Raw genomic sequence first — 18,844 nt, 5'->3', positions numbered from 1 at the left:
ACTTGGCGAAGCCGTGAGAGAACTGCTACTCGAGTTTCGGGACGATGATTGGGATACCATGATCGAGGTGTTGTTATTTAATGCCGCCAGACGGCCATTGATCGCAAAGCACATTGGCCGATTAACAACTGCCGGCATGTGGGTCGGATCAGATAGGACATTTTTGAGTTCAATCGTCTATCAAGGGCATGCTCGCGGAGAACTAGCCATGACCTCGCTTATAACCAACGCGACCGTTCAAGGTTATAAGCCTGATTTACTCATGGTTGTACTGGCCGACGTCAAGACCGCTCTGAGTCGGCAGATAAAGCCTGATCGGATTGGCTCAGAAGACTTCGAATTTCATAAACTTGTAATGAATGGGTTCCGTCAGGAAGCGCTAGAGCGACGCTTGCCGATAATTGACGGCGATGTACCGCTGGAGCAGGTTTATGAGCAGGCGTGGTTAATCGCTAAACCCCATGTCGAGCATTATTTGGAGAAAAAAAGATAATGGAGGTGATATGAACGAAAGATTGACTCCCGGTGAGAGGCTAGGCCAAGCATTAGTGCGAAAAGATGAATTCGGGCTTGATGTCCTAACAGAGGTTGGCAGACAGCGGGTTACCAAATACGTCACTAATATTGATGCTGACGTCTATGCCCTAAAAAATTTGTCAGAGGAAATGGCCGCGACCGCCATTGCACGGCTTAGCCGCAGCGCGGAAGGCGTGAGGGTAATAATCGCCAGAGAGTTTCTAGATGCGAATGGTGAAGTAAATGAGGACAAAATCAGAGAGGTCTCCAATAGAATTGTAAATATCTTTGGCGACGATTCTGTTAAACAAGTGGGCGGAGGAATCAAGGTAGTTGTTGAAAATGCCTCCAATCTGCTAACCAAGTATATTGAGTGGGGCAGGCTGGGGGGATATATCGAGCAGTCAACAAGATATATCTTCTTTGATAGACGAGGGCCCGATGGCAAATTCCGTTATCACATGCCTGAGACTTTTGACCCAGGTGTGCGCTCTGAGTTTGGTAGATATGCCAATGGTGTATTTGAAAGTTATTCGGAAATAGTAAGAGGCACTACCGAGTATGTACGGGCAACGAGAACTAAGCCCGACGACCTGAAAGATCCGGAGTGGAAAAATGTGACTAGAGCCCAGGCTTGTGATGCGGCTCGTTTGCTACTACCCGTAGCCACCCGAGCCATTGTTGGCATAACCGGCTCAGCCCACTTTTATGACAATATGGCCATCAATCTTCTAGGCAGCAATAATACGGAAGCCAGACAGGCCGGCGAACGGATACTCAATGAAGCCCGTAAAGTCGCACCGGTTTTATTGGCCAAGACCGACGATCCGCAAAAGGGCGCAGCTATATCCGCCTACAAAGCTGAGACCAGAGATACAATGCGTTTAATTGCTCCTTCAGCCGAATTCGAACCAAAGCAACTTAAAAGCCAAGCTGAATTGATTGATTATTCACCGAAGCACGAACTTCAACTTCTGCCGCATATGTTGTACCGTTTTTCAAATATGTCTTTGTTAGAGCTGGAAAGAGAATTAGGGAACTGGAGTGAAGACGAGTTGTTAAACGCTTTTAAGTCATACATGGGGGGGCGAACCAACCGCCGCCACCGTCCAGACAGGGCGATTGAAATCGCCCAATACGTTTGGGACGTAGTTTGTGATTATGGGATATTCAGGGATTTGCAAAGACACAGAATCGTAGATGGCCTGGAGTGGCAAGATTTACACCCATACTTTGGCTATGAAATACCTCAACTGCTGATAGATGCCGGGTATGAGGACCAATCACATCGTATATTTGAGTCCAGCCTCCAGAATTACGAGCTACTGCAAACACGTGGTTATACCGACGAGTCACAGTATTCGACGTTACTTGGCCATAAAATGCGCTGGAAGTGGGGGTTCAATGCGCGGGAAGCCTTCCATCTACTGGAGTTAAGGACGCAACCAGCTGGTCACCCGGGTTATATAAAACTCTGCCAGCAAATGTTTGAAAAAGTACGTGAAGTACATCCTAATTTAGCCGAGGCTATGATATTTATTAACACCACGGGTGAGACTGAAGAATTAACTCGGTTGGGTGAGGCTAGAGCTAACCAAAGACGAATGGCATTACTTGGCGAGTCGGCCATTGATTTTGATTCTTCTGATAATTAATCGTTCTCAAAAACTGCTCATGCTTTGAAGTTCGACCCCATAGTGGCAAAGTAAGATCATGACTGACGGGGCCAATCGAATTAAGCTGGAACTAAAGGCTGCACCGCTGATTGTGGCCCATTATTTGATCGGTGCTGGCATTCCATCGGAAATTTATTGGCCTAACAAATTTGAGCGGCTTGGTCTGGACGGTAAAAATAGTCGGTTAACGCCCGAGCACGTGGAGCAGCTTGGCTGGATCAAGCGCCAGTATGAGGCGCTTAAGAAAAATTCCGAAACAGCCGCCTTTGCCCCCCATGTTCTGCCGCTAATGGCCAGGGTCGATCTGGCCTTTTCGGCCGACAAAAGCCAGTTGGCGGCGGTTATTGGTCCGCTAATGGCCTTAAAACTGGCATATTTCAAACATTTGGCCGATTCTTTAACCGCCGTCTGCGGCTACACGACCGTCAAACAAAAAGTCAAACTGAACAAGTCAACCGGGCCGCTGGTGACTGATCGTTCGCGGCTAAGGGTCATCTCATTTGTGCCGACAAATGAGTTAGAGCTGGGGTTTAATAAGTTTTACGGCCTATCTGACCTGTCTTGGGCGAATGCTTATGAAGCCTGGGCCGATCAATCTTATGATTTCAAAGAAGAGACCACTAGGCAGGCCATTAAATCGCGGTTTAATATCAGTTATCAACTAGAAGGCATCCTTGAGCCGCAGCTGCTAAACGAATCATTGTCCAGCCGAATCGTTGATGTTCTTACCGGACAATCGCCAACAACAGCTCACGGTTATAATTTGCCGGACGCGCTGAATGATGGCGGAATGATGGAACGGTGCTTTGATTATAGCTATAAATTATTCGGCTCGCTTCAAAAAAAGACCGCCCACCTAGCCCCGTTAGCCTGTTTGTGGGGACATAGACAACGTTATTTACTAAGTGTCGGTTACACCGAGACCATCAACCTCCATAAAACAACCAGTGGCCGGCCGGCCAAATTAGCCGCCGCGGTGGTTAGACGACTAGCCGAGAAGCATCCGATTTTGCATGAAGAGTTGGGACAACGGGGTTGATTTTTAGGGGCGGGCGAGCCGTGTGGACAAGACCAAGCAGCTTGGGTGGCTACTTTTGTCAAAGACGATTGAGACTTAAACTCTGAGGGATGACCCAGCGCCTTGTCTCAAAGGGGTTAGCCCTTGTCTGTGTATTGTCCACCCGGCCCTTTAAGCCCAAGTCAGTTGAAAGTCAGCGTATACCTACGATTCGCCGTGTCATAGTGCAGTTCGATGGTTGGACAAGCCTCGACCACTCGACGCAGCTGCCTGATGCTGGTGTCGTTCAACTTCAATGCTCGTACAAGTGAGCTAAAGCTGCCCGACAGCGAGTGCTGGCCACGTTGCTTTGATCGTTGCTGAAGTTGTCGCTTTACCGTTCGATCAGCAATCGCCATTCGCCCTCCTATTAAATCAATCTACATCGGCCGTAGCCGAGCTGAGGCCCCGTTGCCCCATGAGAGTGATCGACTAATCAATCCGAGCGGCAACCGGTAAAAGAAAAAGGGCCTCGGTTTTGGTTGAGGCCCTTTAGTTTTTAAAATAATGAACGCTCAACCGGCAAAACGCATAATCACGAGATCCCCGACGAGGTAGTGATTGGCAGCCGACTGAGTCATGTTGGATAAAATTTAATCCTCGTCGCCGCTATTGTCAAGTTTAGTTTGCTAAATTTGGCCTTTTTTGTCATAATTTAACTCCTAGTTTGCCAAAGACAGTAGCTTCCGGCTTAAGCCTGGATTAAATCGCTACCGAGGTACCGGCCGCACCAGCCTGTCTCTTTGGCCTGATAAAGGCCTTTTTAATGCAAACTGCAACTTAACATCACACAAGGGTAGTAGAGAATATTAACCTGTTAGGAGGAACGTAATGGCAATCAATCGCGAGAAGAAAGCAAAGATTGTGGCTGATTTGGTTGAGGCTTTCAACACCAGCAAATTGACCGTCTTTGCCAACTACGAAGGTCTCAGCGTTGCCGAAGCCCAAGAGCTGCGAGCAGTCGCCAAGGATAATGGCAGCGAGATCAAAGTCGTTAAGAATCGACTGGTTAAAGTCGCGCTAAAGCAGTCGGAGCAGTTAAAGGAGGTCGATGCCTTCGCCTTAACCGGCCAGTTACTTTATGTCTTCAATCCGCAAGACGACGTGGCCCCAGCCCAGATGCTGGCGGGTTTTGCTAAACAGCATCCGGCCATCAAGTTGATTGGCGGTTGGGACTCGGCTGGCTTGGCGTACGACCAAATTACGATCAATCAGTTGGCAGAACTGCCAAATAAAGATCAATTGCGCGGGATCCTGGTGAGCACACTGGCTGCGCCCGCAACCGGCCTGGTTAACGTGCTGGCCGGCAACATACGAGGGCTGCTGAGGGTACTCAAAGCCCGAGCTGACTTAAACTAAGTATAAAGGAGATACCATGGCTGATGAAGCTAAGACAACCGATGAAAAAGACGTAAAAAATGTAAAAGACGAGACACCATCCACCCCGCCTGAAAAAAAAACAAAATCGGAAGTTCCAAAAAAATTTGACAAACTGGTCAAGGAACTCGAGGAATTGAGCGCTATAGAACTGAGTGAGTTGGTAAAAGTACTGGAAGGCAGGTTCGGCGTGTCGGCTGCGGCACCAGTCGCTGCCGTTGCGGCACCAGTCGCGGGGACGGCTGAAGGCGGGAGCGGTGATGCCGCTGTCAAGTCAGAGTTTGACGTCGTCTTAAAAGACGCTGGCACTCAGAAAGTTGCCGTCATTAAGGCCGTCAAAGACGTCACCGGTCTGGGCCTGGGTGAGTCCAAGGCCATCGTGGATAGCGCGCCTAAGCCAGTCTTGGAAAAAGCTTCAAAGGAAGACGCTGAAGCGGCCAAAACTAAGCTGGAAGAAGCCGGCGCTACTGTTGAACTGTCGTAAGCTCAAATTGAGCCCAGCAAACAGCCCGGGAATCGACTCTCTACCGGGCTGCATTGTGCTGGGGAAAACTGCTTTGACTGATGTAATCTACTATGTTACGCTCACTCTGTATAGAACACCCGCAAACGGTAGATATACAGATAGAAATAGTGCATTTTAAACAGAGACAAAAGGATGTCAGAGCTACCTGATAAGCAAGTGAAGCGTCTCCGGTCGCTAATCCAGGAGGCGGAGACTAACTTAGCGGCGGCTAAAGAGCTGTTGGTAAGTTTAGTCGGCGACGATCCGGAAATAGTTCAAACTACCCGCGATGACAATATCGGCAAGGTTATTGAAGGCGTCTTTGACGGGCAGAACATGATCGGACCGGACGGCAAAACCTATCCCGTGCCGGCCAATTACGCCTCTAAGTCTAAGTTGGTTCAAGGTGATATATTAAAACTGACTATCGCCGACGATGGCAGCTTTATTTATAAACAAATCGGCCCAATTCCGCGCAAACAAATAATCGGCGCCCTTATTCAACGCGACGGCCACTACTTTGTCGAGGCCAACGGTCGGGAGTATCGGGTGTTGTTAGCCAGTGTGACTTATTTCAAGGCCAAACCCGGTGACCAAATCAGCATTATCGTCCCAGAAGACGAACAGGACGTCGAGTGGGCCGCGATTGAAGCCTCGCTTTAAATAAACGTCCCCACAATTTGCACAAAGTCTCCTCCATAGCCGGATTTATCCGGCCGGATTCGTTATAATTAACTACTGATTATGGGAAAGAAACGCGCGGATCGCGCGCTGTATCGGCATTATCGCAGTCGCTCGCTGGACGAAATCATCGGTCAGGAACCGATTACTACTACCCTGGCAAACGTAATTAAATCCGGACGGATTAACCATGCCTATCTGTTCGTCGGCCCCCGCGGTGTTGGCAAAACCAGTGTCGCTCGGATTTTGGCCCACGCGATTAACGACTTGCCCTATGACGGCACGACCAATCACTTAGATATAATCGAAATCGACGCGGCCTCCAATCGAGGGATCGACGAAATCAGAGAACTAAGAGACAAGGTGCACCTGGTACCAACCAGCGCTAAATACAAGGTCTATATCATAGACGAAGTTCATATGCTGACTACACCGGCCTTTAACGCGCTCTTAAAGACGCTGGAAGAACCGCCAGGACACGCAATTTTCATTTTGGCCACAACCGAAGGTCACAAGATACCGGCTACGATTACGTCGCGGACCCAGCGGTTTAATTTTCAGCCGATAACGGCCACGGCTGCTGTCGAGCAACTTAAGAAAGTTGCAACCAAAGAGGGTATTTCAGCCGATGACAGCAGCTTAAAACTCATTGCCGAGTACGGCCAGGGCAGTATGCGCGACAGCCTGAGTTTACTCGATCAGCTGAGCAGCCAAGGTCAAGTAAAACTGGAAGCCGTGGTCAACTTGATTGGTTTGGCACCTGAGCGGCTGGTAACTGGAATTTTAACTGCTTTAAATCATCATCAATCCGTTGAGTTACTAGAACTGCTGGACAAAGCCAAGGCGGCGGGAGTGTCGCAACCGATCCTGGCCCGCCAGCTGATTGATGGCTTGCGGCGACAGCTGAGCCAGCTCGAAGCACCCCAATTGGATTTATTCGAAGAATTGTTAAATGTGCCCAATGCCGTGGATCCGGAACTGAAGCTTGAAGTCATTCTGCTCAAGTACTGCCTTGATGGCAACACCGACCAGCTTCAGGTCAAAACTAAGACATCAACCGACATCGAGACGGCTGCCGGGGTACCTGTCGAGCTGGATAGTGCCGCCTGGCAACGGGTAATGAACGCTATTAAAACCAGCCACAACTCGCTCCATGCTGTGCTGCGCCAGGCAAAGCCAGCAGTTCAGGATGGGGTGGTAGTTTTGAGCTTCGGATTTGATTTTCACCGCCGCCGATTGGAAGAAGAACGCAACAAAGCAATTGTCTCGCAAGCCATTGCTGAGGTTCTTAACCGCCAGATTACGCTCAAGACAGCCGTCGACGATGCCCTAAAGCCGTCTAATAACCAAGCTGACCTCTCACAAGTCATCAGCGTTATGGGCGGGGGAGACGTGATGGACTACCGCGATGAATGACATTAAATTACTGCCGCCCCAGAATAACGAGGCCGAAGCCAGCTTATTGGGCTCAATCCTGCTCGATGGCGAGGCCATCGGCCAAATCGCCGATGCGATTACGCCAGACGATTTTTATGAGCCCCGGCATGGATTGATCTACACTGCCATGGCCGATCTGTATAACAGCCACCGGCCGATCGACATATTGACGCTGTCCGACCAATTGAAAAAACGCAAGAAACTGGACGAAATCGGTGGCTCAAGTTATTTAACCGAACTGACAAACCTGGTGCCGACCGCTTCTCACGTTGAACATTATGCCGAAATCGTACGAGAAAAAGCCATCCGTCGCCGGCTGATCAACGCCGCCGCCAAGATCAACAAATTAAGCTATCAGGAGGACGATTCGATTGTTCAACTTCTGTCAGAGGCCGAGGCCAGCCTATTCTCAGTGTCCCAGGCCTCAATCGGCCAGGACCTGGTTTCAATCGAAGCCGTGCTGTCACAAAGTTTTGACCGATTGGAGGAATTGCACAAAGACAAGTCCAAACTCCGCGGCGTGCCGACTGGTTTCAGCGCGGTTGATAGCCTGCTAGCCGGGCTGCAGCCTTCCGATTTAGTTGTTTTAGCGTCACGACCGTCGATGGGAAAATCAACCCTGGCCATGAACATTGCCCATCACGTTGCCCTAAAAGAAAAACAAGCCGTGCTGGTCTTCAGTCTAGAAATGAGCAAAGAACAATTAGTCGACCGCCTGCTGGCAGCTGAGGCTGGCGTGGACGCCTGGAAAATTCGCACCGGCAACCTAAACGACGATGATTTTGTCAAATTGGGAGAAGCCATGGGCCAATTGTCCGAAGCGCCGATCTACATCGATGACACGCCGGTAATTAATGTGCTGGAAATGAGGACTAAAGCGCGGCGAGAAAAACACCGCCACCCGATCGGCTTGATTGTTGTCGACTATTTGCAGCTTATGTCGGCCGTGTCACGCGGCGGTGAAAACCGGGTTCAGGAAATTTCCGAGATCTCCCGAGGCCTTAAAGCCATTGCCCGGGAGCTTAATGTGCCGGTCTTAGCACTTAGCCAGTTATCCCGTTCGGTCGAGCAACGATCACCGCAAATCCCGCAGTTAGGCGACCTACGGGAGTCGGGTTCAATCGAGCAAGACGCGGACGTAGTCATGTTTATTTATCGAGAGGATTATTACAATCCGGACACCGATCGTCTACATATTACTGATATCTATGTCAAAAAACACCGCAATGGCCCAACCGGCAAAGTTGAATTATACTTTGCACAAGACCGGGTTCAATTTATGACGCTAGAAAGTTCGTCGGTCCAAGCGGATGATGGTGGGGAGTAGTGAAACGAAACATCTTTGAGCAGCTGATCCTTTATAACTACCGTTATGTAATCGGTTACTTTGTAATTTTCAGCGCTGGGATTTATAGCTTGGTTTGGCGATTGGGCAGTCTGCTGCCGGGTCTGGGTTACTATGAAGCCGACTACATTACATCCTTTGCTGGCAGCTGGCGGGCGATATTGGATAATCCGCTCTACTGGCCGCATAAAGCCTTGACCAATCTGAGCGTTCAATGGCTGGGGTCGACAGATCTGGCTTTCCGGCTGCCGAGTGTCTTGATCGCAGCCGTGTGCTTAATAGTGTTTTTCGTGGTAATTCGGCATCGGTTTAAGGGTCGGGTGGCGATGGTTGCGGTAGCTCTGTTGTCAACCTCCAGCTGGCTGTTGCCGTTTGCCCGAACTGCTCGGCCGGAAATTTTGGTGCCAACCATGATACTTTTGCTGCTGCTATCGGCTAGACTAGCCGGAGAGAGCCGGCGAGGCGGTTGGGTTTTATTGTTAGCGTTTATTATTGGTTTGAGTTTATACGTCCCACTGCTGCCGTATGTAGTTTTAATTGGTGGGGTTGTAACTTGGTCATATATTCGAAAACACTATTCCGAGGTACCAACCAAGTGGTATTTGATTGGTTACGGCGTGCTGGGGATTACCGTTTTACCTCTTCTAATCGCCTTAGTTAAACAGCCTGTCCTCATCCAGGATTTGCTGGCTTGGCCCGATAGCTTGCCACAGCTGGGACAAATTTTAAGCGGTATCAAGTCCGACGTCAGCTCATTGTTCTGGTCCGCCCGGTCTTTTCCGGCGCTCTACCTTGGTAACTTGCCTCATCTTGGCCTGTTTGGAGCAGTCATGCTGATTCTCGGCATATACCATTTGGACCGTGAAGTTTCCCGGTCTTTGACCAATTTTGTACTCCTGGCGTTTGGGCTGCTATTGGTTTTGATCAATCTCAAACCTGACCCCGGCCATAATGTGGTCCTGATTCCGTTTGCTTATTTGCTGATTGCCGCTGGCATTGTCATGCTGCTCTCGCAGTGGTATGAAATTTTTCCCAGAAATCCGGTAGCCAGGATGATCGCCTTTCTACCGACCTTTATATTATTCATCGGTGTCATCAACTATCACTATCAACGGTTTTTTGTGGCTTGGACCGGATCAGCGGAAACTTTCGCGGCTTATCCGCCGCTCAGCCAGCAACTTAATCATTTTATGGGTCAAGCCTCCGGCCAAGGTTTGGTCGTCGTAACTGAGGAAGAAAAACCGATTGCCAGTGCGATAGCGGCCTACCAAGACATCTTAGTTACTTCAGTGGCTCAAGCGATTGACACCGAATCCAGTTACGTTATCTCCCAACTGGCGCTCGAGCAATTGGAACCAAAGTTTAGGGCTCGGATTGAAGCCCAAACTATTCCGATCTATACGCCTTATGCTGTCCGCCCGATCGCCTTGCGTTACTCAATCCGCTGATTCTTGTTACAATAATCCTGAGTAAGGCTCAACTAATCCGGGAGAAATTATGTTCGATCAAGCCAAAATGGTCATGCAGGTCAGGAAGCTCCAAAAACAGCTGGCCAAACAAATTATTGAAGTCTCGGCCGGTGACGGTGCGGTAGTAGTTAAAATTACCGGCGAGCAGAAAATCAAGAAGATTGAGATCGACCCGGAAATGGTAAACCTCGATAATATTTCCCAGCTAGAGGAGTGGATCGAAGCCGCGGTTAAAGACGCCATTAATAAAAGCCAACAAGTCGCCGCCGAGAAAATGCGTCCGTTTATGGGCAGCCTAGGCAAACTTGGGCTTTAAGGGGCAATTCTATGCCGGTCTTGCCTAAGTCCATTAACGACTTGATCGAGGAACTGGGGCGCTTGCCCGGAGTAGGGCCCAGAACCGCGGAGAGATACGCATTCTATCTGTTTAAACAGCCAGCCAACGGCGCCGGACAGCTGGCACAGGCAATTACCAGCTTGCACGGCCAAGTCAAAATCTGCCCGCTGACTTTTATGTTAATTGACGCCAAGGAAACAGTTTCGCCGCTGTATAGCAGCAGCCGGCGCGATAAGTCCAAGGTGCTGGTAGTGGAAGAACCGCTGGATGTAGCCGCCATTGAAAGCACCGGCTCGTTTGACGGCACCTATCATGTTCTGGGCGGGACGATTTCTCCGATCGATGGCGTCGGCCCGGAGCAACTACACATTGCCGAATTAATAAGCCGCCTAAAAACCGACAAGGTCAACGAAGTGATCTTAGCTACTAACCCTAGCGTCGAAGGCGAATCAACAGCCTTGTTCGTTCAAAAAAGGATCAAAGAAGCTAACCGAAAGATCAAAGTGACCCGATTGGCCACCGGTTTGCCAGCCGGAGTGGATATTGAATACGCTGACCATATCACTCTGACCAAGGCCCTGGAAGGACGGCGAACCTTATGAACGAGGCTGCAACGCTTGTAAATGCCGCCCAAAGCCTGGTCGTAATTCAGGGTGAGAATCCCGATGGCGACAGTCTTTCCAGTGCTTTAGCGCTGGAAGCCATACTGACGGATTTGAAAAAGACTGTCACGCTCGTTTGCGCCGTGGACATACCCAAATATTTGCGGTTCTTGGCCGGTTGGGACCGGGTTATCGCCAAATTGCCGGCCGAATACGATTTAGCCATCATCGTGGATGCTTCTACTCAGGCTCTCTTGACGCGAACTATCAAAAGCCCGGCCGGCCACTCTTTGGCACAACGCCAGCCGCTAATTATCGACCACCACAGCAGCGGGATCGACCTGCCATTTGCGGCTAGCCAATTAATTCAGTCTGAGGCAGTTTCAACCGGTGAAATAATTTATCAACTGGCCAAACAGGCTGGCTGGCCCATCAGCGCTGATACGGCCGGGTTGTTAGCTAATTCGATTATGTCCGATTCTTTGGGACTGACTTCGCCTAAGACCACCGCTAAAACCATCTATCATCTGGCTGAATTAGTCGAGCTCGGGGCAAATCTAACCCGACTAGACGAACTCCGGCGGGCGCTCAATAAAAAACCGGTCGATATCTTTTACTACAAAGGTCAGTTGTTCGAGCGGGTTGAATTGGCGCTCGACGGCCGGGTGGCTTTGGTCGTCATACCCTGGGAGGAAATCGAGCAATACAGCGACGCCTACAACCCCTCGATGTTGATTATTGACGAGATGCGGCTGATCGAGGGGGTCGAAGTGGCCGCCGCCTTTAAGACCTACCCCGACGGCAAGATCACCTGCAAGCTTCGAGCCAATCCGACGGCCAGGTTCATGAACGAAGTCGCCGAACACTTTGGCGGCGGTGGACATCCATTTGCGGCCGGTTTTAAGGTTTTTAACACGCCGCTAGACACTCTTAAGTCTGAATTTATCAATCAGTTGAGGCAACGTTTAGAAACATGAAACTTAAGATTTATAACACCCTCAGCAAGTCAAAGGTCGAAGTCGAACGACCGGTCGGCCGAGACTTTAAACTGTTCGTTTGTGGCCCGACGGTATACGAGCTAGCTCACATTGGCCACGCTAAGACTTACACCCAATTCGACGTACTCGCCCGGACGCTGAAACACCTCGGTTATCCGCTCAGCTATCTGCAGAACATCACAGACATCGATGACAAAATAATTATCAGAGCCCGGGAACAAGGCGTCGATTGGCGCCGGCTGACCCGCCAGTTCGAGCAAGACTATCATGACGATATGACGGCGCTCAATAACGTCACGATTGATACCTACGCCCGAGCGACCGATCATATCAAAGACATCATTCGGCAGGTCGAGGCGCTGGTAAAAAAAGAGTTTGCTTATCAGATAGACAACGACGGTATCTATTTTGAAATCTCCCGATTCGCCGCCTACGGCCAGCTGTCTGGCCGGACGGAAATCAAGCAGGATGACGCCCAGTCGCGGATCGACGAAAGCGACAAGAAGCGCGGTTGGAATGATTTTTGCCTGTGGAAATTCTCCAAACCAGACGAACCGGTCTGGGATGCCCCGTTCGGCGCCGGACGACCCGGCTGGCACATCGAAGATACTGCCATAACCGAGCATTTTTTCGGTCCGCAGTACGACATGCACGGCGGAGCCGTTGATTTGATTTTTCCGCATCACGAGGCAGAAATATCTCAAATGGAGGCGTCCTCGGGCCTGAAGCCATTCGTTAAATATTGGGTTCATACCGGCTTTTTAAACATCGATCAGGCCAAGATGTCTAAAAGCCAAAATAATTTCTTAACCATTAAAGATACCTTGGCCCGACTCGATCGGCCGATGGCGTTGAGGTTGTTGTTTTTGCAATCGCACTACCGCTCGCCAATTAATTACTCGCAAGCTCTGCTTAATGCGGCGGCGGCGCGTTTGAGCCGCTTACAAAGCTTGGCTGATCTGAGATTCCAATACTTTGACCAACCGAGCGAAGACGAGCAAGAACTATTAGTCCGAGGGTATAGCGACTTTATCAAAGCCCTGGCGGATGATCTTAACACTCCCCGGGCATTGAGCGTGATAGCGGCGATCATGGACGCGGTGGAACCAGCCGGTTTATCAAGCGGGGCGGACTCCAGCTTTGTCAAGCTATTGACTGCTGTCGACCAAACACTCGGGTTGAGATTGCTCGATTCCGCCGATATCTCCGCCAGTCAAAAAGCGCTGATAAAACAGCGCGAAACCGCCCGAAAAGACCAGGATTTCACGGCGGCCGACAAATTGCGCACCCAGCTAGAACAGGCGGGGATAGCAGTCCGAGACGGCCCTAACGGACCGCTCTGGGCCCGCAACTGAAACCTTGACCTCTCAAGCCGCTTTTTGGCGTTGCCTCTGGTCGATATAATCAAGCAGTAGGATTCTTAGGCAGGCGGCGGTTGGGATGGCCAAGAACCCGCCGAGCAAGCCGCCCAGCGTGATACCGACGATAACCGCCACCAGCACGAGCAGCGGCGATATTTCCAGTGTTCGCGACTGGACATAGGGCTGGATGATGTTGTTTTCGATCTGTTGGTAGACTATAAAGAAGACCAGCATAATAAGTGCTGTCGGCAACGATTGGAACAAAGCCACAGTAATAACGACCAGCGCCCCCAACGTATTACCAATCAGCGGTATCAACCCAGTCAACAGAATCACGCCAGCCAGAGCGATGGCGTTAGGAATGCCGACAGCCACCATAATGACCAAACTGGCCAAACCAGCGATTGAGGCAATCAGCAGCTGGCCGTTGACGTAACCGGTAACGACAGCGTACATACGCATGGCTAGGGCTTGGTTATGAGCTCGGCGGCGAGACGGATGGTAGGACCAAAATAACTCCAGCCATTGCGGTCCTTCGACCAGCATAAAAAAAGTCAAGACCAAGACCGTAATGAAGGCAATGAGCGACGTCGTGGCCCGGCCGATGCCACTTATAATCGGTCCGCCAGCGTCGCCTAGGCGGCCGGTCAAGTTACCGGCCAATTCCTGCGCCTCATCCTCAAGATCGTAACGAATAATCACATCGGCCACCAATCCGTTTTGACTGGATTCACGCAATTGTTCGACCCGCTGGGGAATCGTCTCAATCAGTTTCCTCGACTCCGATACCAGGGGCGGGACGGTACTGGTAATGAATATGCCTAACAGTCCCAATACCACCAAGTAGGCGATGCCGGTTGCTAACGCCCGGCTGCCGCCAGGAATCCGGCGCGACAAGTAACTAACGGGCGGGTTTAAGGCTAGGGCCAAGAAGAAAGAGATTATCAGCAACGCCAGTACGCTACGAAGTTTGTAAATGGCGATCAAGCCCAGCCAAAAACCGAAAGCCACCACCATGACACGCAAAATTGTCCGGGTCTCAATCTCGATCTTCATGCTTGCCACGATATAACCTCAAATTTTAATCATAAGTATGGCGTTTGCCTGTTAAAAACTCAAGCTTTATTAGTGGCGGTAATTAGTATCGCCAGCAGCCTGGGCCCGACAACTTCAATGTCGTACTGAGCCAATTGGTGGGTTTGCCAGCGGATAATCGCGTCTTTTTCGGCCGGATTAATCAATATTTGTTCCAACTTATCCGCCAAGGCGACGTCGTCTGAGGGGTTGAATAACAGTTGTGGCCGCCCGCCTAAAACGCTGCTAAAGCCCGGGTTATTGCCGCCGAGTGTCACCGCGCCAGCCGCCATTGACTCGAGCAGAACTAGGCCAAAGGCTTCGCCGCCGGTCGCGGGCTGGACTACTACATCGGCGCTGGCTAAATAATCAGCCTTGTCCGCCTCGGGCACAAAGCCGGTAAACCTAGTCCGATCCGCCAACTCCAAAGTAGCTACCTGTGAACGCAATTGGTTTTCAAGCGGACCCTGGCCGCAAATAACCAAGTTGAACTTAACATCTGTCCGGGCGGCCAAACGGGCCGCCGCTGCTATTAGGTACTGCGGTCCTTTACGCCGGTTCAGACGGTTAAAAAACATAATCGTAGCCGCCGAGTTTCGCAGTTCTGCCCGCGGACGACCGGCCCGGAATTTGACTATGTCGATAAAGTTTGGCAGCACCAGGCTGTCCACCCCGAACCGCTGGCGAACATAGCGCCGAGTCGGTTCGGAGACGCTCGTCGTAGCCTTAAAGTGCTGTAACCAGCGGCGGATAAACCAGCCGTACAAACTGGAGCCGGCGGCTTGCCAGGGCGAGGCCGGGTGGGTGTGCCAAGTTCCAACCAGCGGGATACCCGCCCGCTGCGCTGCCTTAACCGCAGTTAAGCCTAAAAGTGGGCCAAACGGCAACATCACGTACATAACATCGAAATGCTCGCGCTCTAAAATAGCAGTTACTCTCTCGGCCGCAACCCGGCGGGGCAGGCTGAGCGTGTTTTGATTGGCCGAGACTCGGAAATTCCGACTTAAACTATGCACCGGTTGGCCGGCGATTGTCTTGATTTTCGTTTGGCCCACCAAATAATTCAGTCGGTGACCTTGGCTGGCCAGCCAAGTTCCAAACAGTTTGATTTGTTGTTGCACGCCGTCGGGCCGGTCTAGACTATCGTCGAAGACAATGGCGATTTTAAGTTTTTTTGGCATGCTCATTCACCAGCGCTTTATAAACCTGCTCGTACTGGGACACGATTGATTCGTAGTCGTGCTTGGCCGCCTGGGCGCGCGACCATTTTTTGTAACTAGCCCGCGCCGTTTGATCGGTCAGCATGGTCTTCAATTGGCGGGCAAATTTTTTTGTATCGGTGGGGTCGACCAGATAGTTATTGGCCCGGGCACCGGAGGCCAAACGATAGCCGACGTTATCACCAGCCACATATGGCACCTGCATGGCCATGGCTTCGAGCAGAACAATACCAAAGCCCTCGCCATAAGGTGAAGGGGCACAATAGACATCGGCCGACTTATATAGGCGGATCTTAGTAGCTTGGCTGACAAAGCCCAGAAACTCAACACCCGGCAGCTGGTATTTTAAAGCGTAGGCCTCCAGCTTATCGCGCATATCGCCGTCGCTGGCAATAACCAAGCGGACGTCCGGCTCGGTTCGCACCAGTTCGCGGTAGGCCTTAAGCAGCAGGTCAGGACCTTTACGTTTTTCCAGCCGGTTAATGTAAAGAATCAGTTTACGATCGTCGGCATATTTCTTGAGCGGACGGACTTTAGTCGGGTTATAAAGTTTTAAGTCAATGCCGTTATAGATGACCGGTACGCTGGTCTCCAGCAACTCGTTGATATAATAGGAGGCCGGAACGCTGGCGGCCACGATATAATCCAAATCATTGGCAATCGAGCGGGCGTACGGCCTTATGGCCTTGCCAAAAGTCCTATAGATTAGCCTCTCTGGCCACTTGGCATGAAACGTGCCGACATTTATCGACGACGACATATTCAGCAGCTGGCGCGGGAAGAGCGGCACCCACGGTTCATGAAAGTGGAGGATGTCGAAGTGTTCGTTGTCGAGCAAAGTTTTAAGCTCGGCCAGGCCGATCTTAATCGACACGTCAGCTTTAGTTTTAAACGGATAATTCAAATCAGTCGACAAGCCAACTAATATGACATCTCTTGGCGGTTTGCCTTCAAAACTGAGCGGTCTCGGCGAGATAATCTTGACTTGGTGGCCCCGAGCCCGCAAAACCCGCTGGTGGGCAAAAACCGTTTCCTGTACGCCGCCGTGCCGGAACAGATTATAGGGGCAAACAATCCCGATTTTCATCTTGACCTTTAGTATACCGTCTAGCGGGCCAAAAGCGATTTTACTTCGGCCGAGAAGATTCGACTAACATCGGCCTTGTCACCGATGATACTCGGCGCGTGCAAGGCCATATTCGCCTCGTAACTGATCGATTTGACGTAAAGCTGGCTCAAGCTCAGGCGGACCCGAGCCGGGTCAAAGTATTGGTCAGTCTTAGTGGTCATGTCGTAAACCGTCAGGTTAATCGGCGGTCTAAAGCGGGTCAAGTCAAAGGTGAAGAAAATGACATAAATAGCGAACCGAGTCCGGGCGTCGTTGCGACTCCATAAATCCTGCTCCATTTTTCGACTTTCCGCCGGTCTGGTCGCCATGGCGTGCTGATATTTCGGATTAAACAACCCAAAGATACGAAACATCAGCTGCAGACTTAATGGGTTAAATACTATTTTCTTTACCGCCCAGCCGCCGGACCGAGTACTCAGCAGCCGGCATAACGGCAGCATTTTTTTGGCTTTGTAATCATCGGCAAAATCGGCGGCCCGGCCAAAGCCCACAAAGCTTATTAAATCCTTGACCCAAACCTGGGCATCCGGGTGCCGCTGCAACATGCGGGTAACGACGATAAAACCAAATGACATAGCCATGATCGTGATTGATTTAGTCAACTTGGCACTGAGCAAGAAAGTGTAAAGATAATCGGCGTAGTTATCGAGCGACGCTTTGCGGCCGATTTTGTAAAAACTATCCATCCCCCCGATACCCGGTAAATCGGGCAGCGTTACCCGGCCGTAATCACTTAAAAATTCGGCAGTCGAATACATCCGCTCAATCGACGAGTGAACACCGTATATCAAGACTATCTGTTTAGCCGAGTTAGCCGATTCAAGCTGCAGCACCCGGCCGTTTAAACCGGCTATGTTGATTGGGCGAATCCGTCGTTTGCTCATAAAATCAGGGTTAGCGTATACTAATTCATAAGATGGATGCAATACATAAGGCCCGCGGCCTTATACGCGCGTGGTTGACGCACGTCGCCCGTTTTATCAATCAGTTCAGCGGCGGTCGTATCTCCGCGGCCCATATAACGCTGTTCAGCGTCGCTGCCCACGTGTTGGTCGCCTGGGCCTTAATCGAGTCGCAACTTTGGTTGTCGGCTGGCTTGCTAGCAGCCTTTGGCTTGTTGGACGCGGTTGATGGCGCTTTGGCCAGACTGCAGAACAAGGCTAGTGAACTTGGCATCGTACTCGACGCCACGGCCGACAGAATCAAAGAAACCATTGTCTACGCCGGAATCGTGGTCTACCTAGCCGGTAACTACGACCCACCCGTGCTTATCTGGGCGGTACTGGCGCTGGGATTATCTATCACACTCAGTTATATCAAGGCCAAGGGCGAGGCCGTTATCGCCAGCAGTAGCCCCGAAGAAATCGATGCGCAAGCTCTCAACCGGTTTATTGGCGGTGACTCGTTGATGCAGTTCGACATCCGGATGGCGGTGCTGGTAGCCGGTTTTTTACTGGACGCTGTCTTGGGAGCCACGATTGTTATCGGTTTGGGCTCGTTGGGCTCGATCTTGAGCCGTTATAACGAACTTAAACGACTGCTGTAAGGAAGGCTATGCTAAAAATTGACCTGCACACACACTCCGCAGGTTCAGCCGATGGGAGCCTGACCGCGGCCGATTACGCCGCCGCCATTTCAGGCGGCCTTAATTACGTAGCTATTACCGACCATAATGACGTGGCCACCGCCCAAGCCATTAAGCAGCAGCTGGGCAAGCCTATCATCGTTGGCGAAGAAATCATGACCGACTCCGGGGAAATTATCGGCTTATTTTTAAGCTCTAAAATCGAGCCTTTTCAGTCGCTCAGCGCAACCGTCAAAGCCATTAAGGATCAGCAGGCCTTGGTCTACGTGCCGCACCCCTTCGATAAGCTGCGGCGGGCCGGTTTGAGCCAGTCATCGCTTGAATCCATCGCGGCTGATATCGACATTATCGAGATCAAAAATGGTCGGAGTCTGCTGCCGTTACATGGCTCCCTGGCCGCCCGCTTAGGCCGCCGCCACGGCTGGAGTCCGGCCGCTAGCAGCGATGCCCACGGGCCGAAGGGTTTGGGCCGAAC

The 18,844-nt window shown here is 51.0% G+C and carries 20 protein-coding genes; 15 read left to right on the top strand and 5 right to left on the bottom strand.

The window, feature by feature from the left end:
• The 3 genes from VGA08_03625 to VGA08_03615 form a co-directional block, all read left to right on the top strand.
• Window positions 1-493, top strand: a 493-nt coding sequence (locus VGA08_03625; protein ID HEX9679684.1) for a dTMP kinase, incomplete at its 5' end; no start/stop codon positions are given.
• A 10-nt stretch (window positions 494-503) separates the two neighbouring features.
• Window positions 504-2,171 carry an FAD-dependent thymidylate synthase gene (locus VGA08_03620; GenBank protein ID HEX9679683.1) on the top strand — a complete coding sequence of 556 codons (1,668 nt, stop codon included), beginning with the start codon at window positions 504-506 and terminating at the stop codon, window positions 2,169-2,171.
• 58 nt (window positions 2,172-2,229) lie between these two features.
• Window positions 2,230-3,231, top strand: coding sequence for a hypothetical protein (locus tag VGA08_03615; GenBank protein ID HEX9679682.1), 1,002 nt, complete (start codon window positions 2,230-2,232; stop codon window positions 3,229-3,231).
• A gap of 161 nt (window positions 3,232-3,392) precedes the next feature.
• On the opposite strand, the gene VGA08_03610 is transcribed toward VGA08_03615, so the two are convergent.
• Complete coding sequence (locus VGA08_03610; GenBank protein ID HEX9679681.1) at window positions 3,393-3,608, bottom strand: hypothetical protein; 216 nt, start codon at window positions 3,606-3,608, stop codon at window positions 3,393-3,395.
• A 472-nt stretch (window positions 3,609-4,080) separates the two neighbouring features.
• Between VGA08_03610 and rplJ the strand changes: the two genes are divergently transcribed.
• From rplJ to cysS, 10 genes are all read left to right on the top strand, one after another.
• The gene (rplJ, locus tag VGA08_03605) at window positions 4,081-4,608 is read left to right on the top strand and encodes a 50S ribosomal protein L10 (GenBank protein HEX9679680.1); all 528 of its coding nucleotides are present in this window, start codon (window positions 4,081-4,083) and stop codon (window positions 4,606-4,608) included.
• 133 nt (window positions 4,609-4,741) lie between these two features.
• A complete protein-coding gene (rplL, locus tag VGA08_03600) occupies window positions 4,742-5,110 on the top strand; it encodes a 50S ribosomal protein L7/L12 (protein ID HEX9679679.1) in 369 nt (122 codons plus the stop codon).
• Window positions 5,111-5,284: 174 nt separating this feature from the next.
• A complete protein-coding gene (locus tag VGA08_03595; GenBank protein ID HEX9679678.1) occupies window positions 5,285-5,794 on the top strand; it encodes a hypothetical protein in 510 nt (169 codons plus the stop codon).
• Between the two features lie 81 nt (window positions 5,795-5,875).
• On the top strand, window positions 5,876-7,228 hold the full coding sequence (gene dnaX / locus VGA08_03590) for a DNA polymerase III subunit gamma/tau (protein HEX9679677.1): 1,353 nt from the start codon (window positions 5,876-5,878) through the stop codon (window positions 7,226-7,228).
• On the top strand, window positions 7,221-8,576 hold the full coding sequence (gene dnaB, locus VGA08_03585; protein HEX9679676.1) for a replicative DNA helicase: 1,356 nt from the start codon (window positions 7,221-7,223) through the stop codon (window positions 8,574-8,576). Before dnaX ends, dnaB begins: the two co-directional genes overlap by 8 nt.
• Window positions 8,576-10,042, top strand: coding sequence for a glycosyltransferase family 39 protein (locus VGA08_03580; GenBank protein HEX9679675.1), 1,467 nt, complete (start codon window positions 8,576-8,578; stop codon window positions 10,040-10,042). The genes dnaB and VGA08_03580 overlap by 1 nt, the downstream gene beginning before the upstream one ends.
• A 46-nt stretch (window positions 10,043-10,088) precedes the next feature.
• Entirely contained in the window at window positions 10,089-10,379 is a 291-nt protein-coding gene (locus tag VGA08_03575; GenBank protein HEX9679674.1) for a YbaB/EbfC family nucleoid-associated protein, read from the top strand.
• Between the two features lie 11 nt (window positions 10,380-10,390).
• Window positions 10,391-11,002 (top strand): recombination mediator RecR, encoded by a 612-nt coding sequence (gene recR / locus VGA08_03570; protein ID HEX9679673.1) that lies wholly within the window; start codon window positions 10,391-10,393, stop codon window positions 11,000-11,002.
• Window positions 10,999-11,979 (top strand): bifunctional oligoribonuclease/PAP phosphatase NrnA, encoded by a 981-nt coding sequence (locus VGA08_03565; GenBank protein HEX9679672.1) that lies wholly within the window; start codon window positions 10,999-11,001, stop codon window positions 11,977-11,979. The genes recR and VGA08_03565 overlap by 4 nt, the downstream gene beginning before the upstream one ends.
• A complete protein-coding gene (gene cysS, locus VGA08_03560; protein HEX9679671.1) occupies window positions 11,976-13,355 on the top strand; it encodes a cysteine--tRNA ligase in 1,380 nt (459 codons plus the stop codon). The genes VGA08_03565 and cysS overlap by 4 nt, the downstream gene beginning before the upstream one ends.
• Window positions 13,356-13,367: 12 nt before the next feature.
• Here the strand turns inward: cysS and VGA08_03555 are convergent, their stop codons facing one another.
• From VGA08_03555 to VGA08_03540, 4 genes are read right to left on the bottom strand one after another with little or no spacing between them, the layout of a single operon-like run.
• Window positions 13,368-14,417 (bottom strand): AI-2E family transporter, encoded by a 1,050-nt coding sequence (locus VGA08_03555; protein ID HEX9679670.1) that lies wholly within the window; start codon window positions 14,415-14,417, stop codon window positions 13,368-13,370.
• Window positions 14,418-14,476: 59 nt separating this feature from the next.
• Window positions 14,477-15,622, bottom strand: coding sequence for a glycosyltransferase family 4 protein (locus VGA08_03550; protein HEX9679669.1), 1,146 nt, complete (start codon window positions 15,620-15,622; stop codon window positions 14,477-14,479).
• The gene (locus VGA08_03545; GenBank protein HEX9679668.1) at window positions 15,600-16,742 is read right to left on the bottom strand and encodes a glycosyltransferase family 4 protein; all 1,143 of its coding nucleotides are present in this window, start codon (window positions 16,740-16,742) and stop codon (window positions 15,600-15,602) included. The genes VGA08_03550 and VGA08_03545 overlap by 23 nt, the downstream gene beginning before the upstream one ends.
• Window positions 16,743-16,762: 20 nt before the next feature.
• The gene (locus VGA08_03540; protein ID HEX9679667.1) at window positions 16,763-17,668 is read right to left on the bottom strand and encodes an alpha/beta hydrolase; all 906 of its coding nucleotides are present in this window, start codon (window positions 17,666-17,668) and stop codon (window positions 16,763-16,765) included.
• 32 nt (window positions 17,669-17,700) lie between these two features.
• On the opposite strand from VGA08_03540, the gene VGA08_03535 reads away from it, so the two are divergent.
• Together VGA08_03535 and VGA08_03530 are read left to right on the top strand one after the other, a co-directional pair.
• A complete protein-coding gene (locus VGA08_03535) occupies window positions 17,701-18,330 on the top strand; it encodes a CDP-alcohol phosphatidyltransferase family protein (protein HEX9679666.1) in 630 nt (209 codons plus the stop codon).
• Window positions 18,331-18,338: 8 nt separating this feature from the next.
• A partial coding sequence (locus VGA08_03530) for a PHP domain-containing protein (protein ID HEX9679665.1) occupies window positions 18,339-18,844 on the top strand: 506 nt, incomplete at its 3' end.

The sequence above is a fragment of the Candidatus Saccharimonadales bacterium genome (assembly GCA_036397795.1).
Taxonomy (GTDB): Bacteria; Patescibacteriota; Saccharimonadia; order Saccharimonadales; family DASWIF01; genus DASWIF01.
This window is presented reverse-complemented; position numbering and strand designations above follow the sequence as displayed.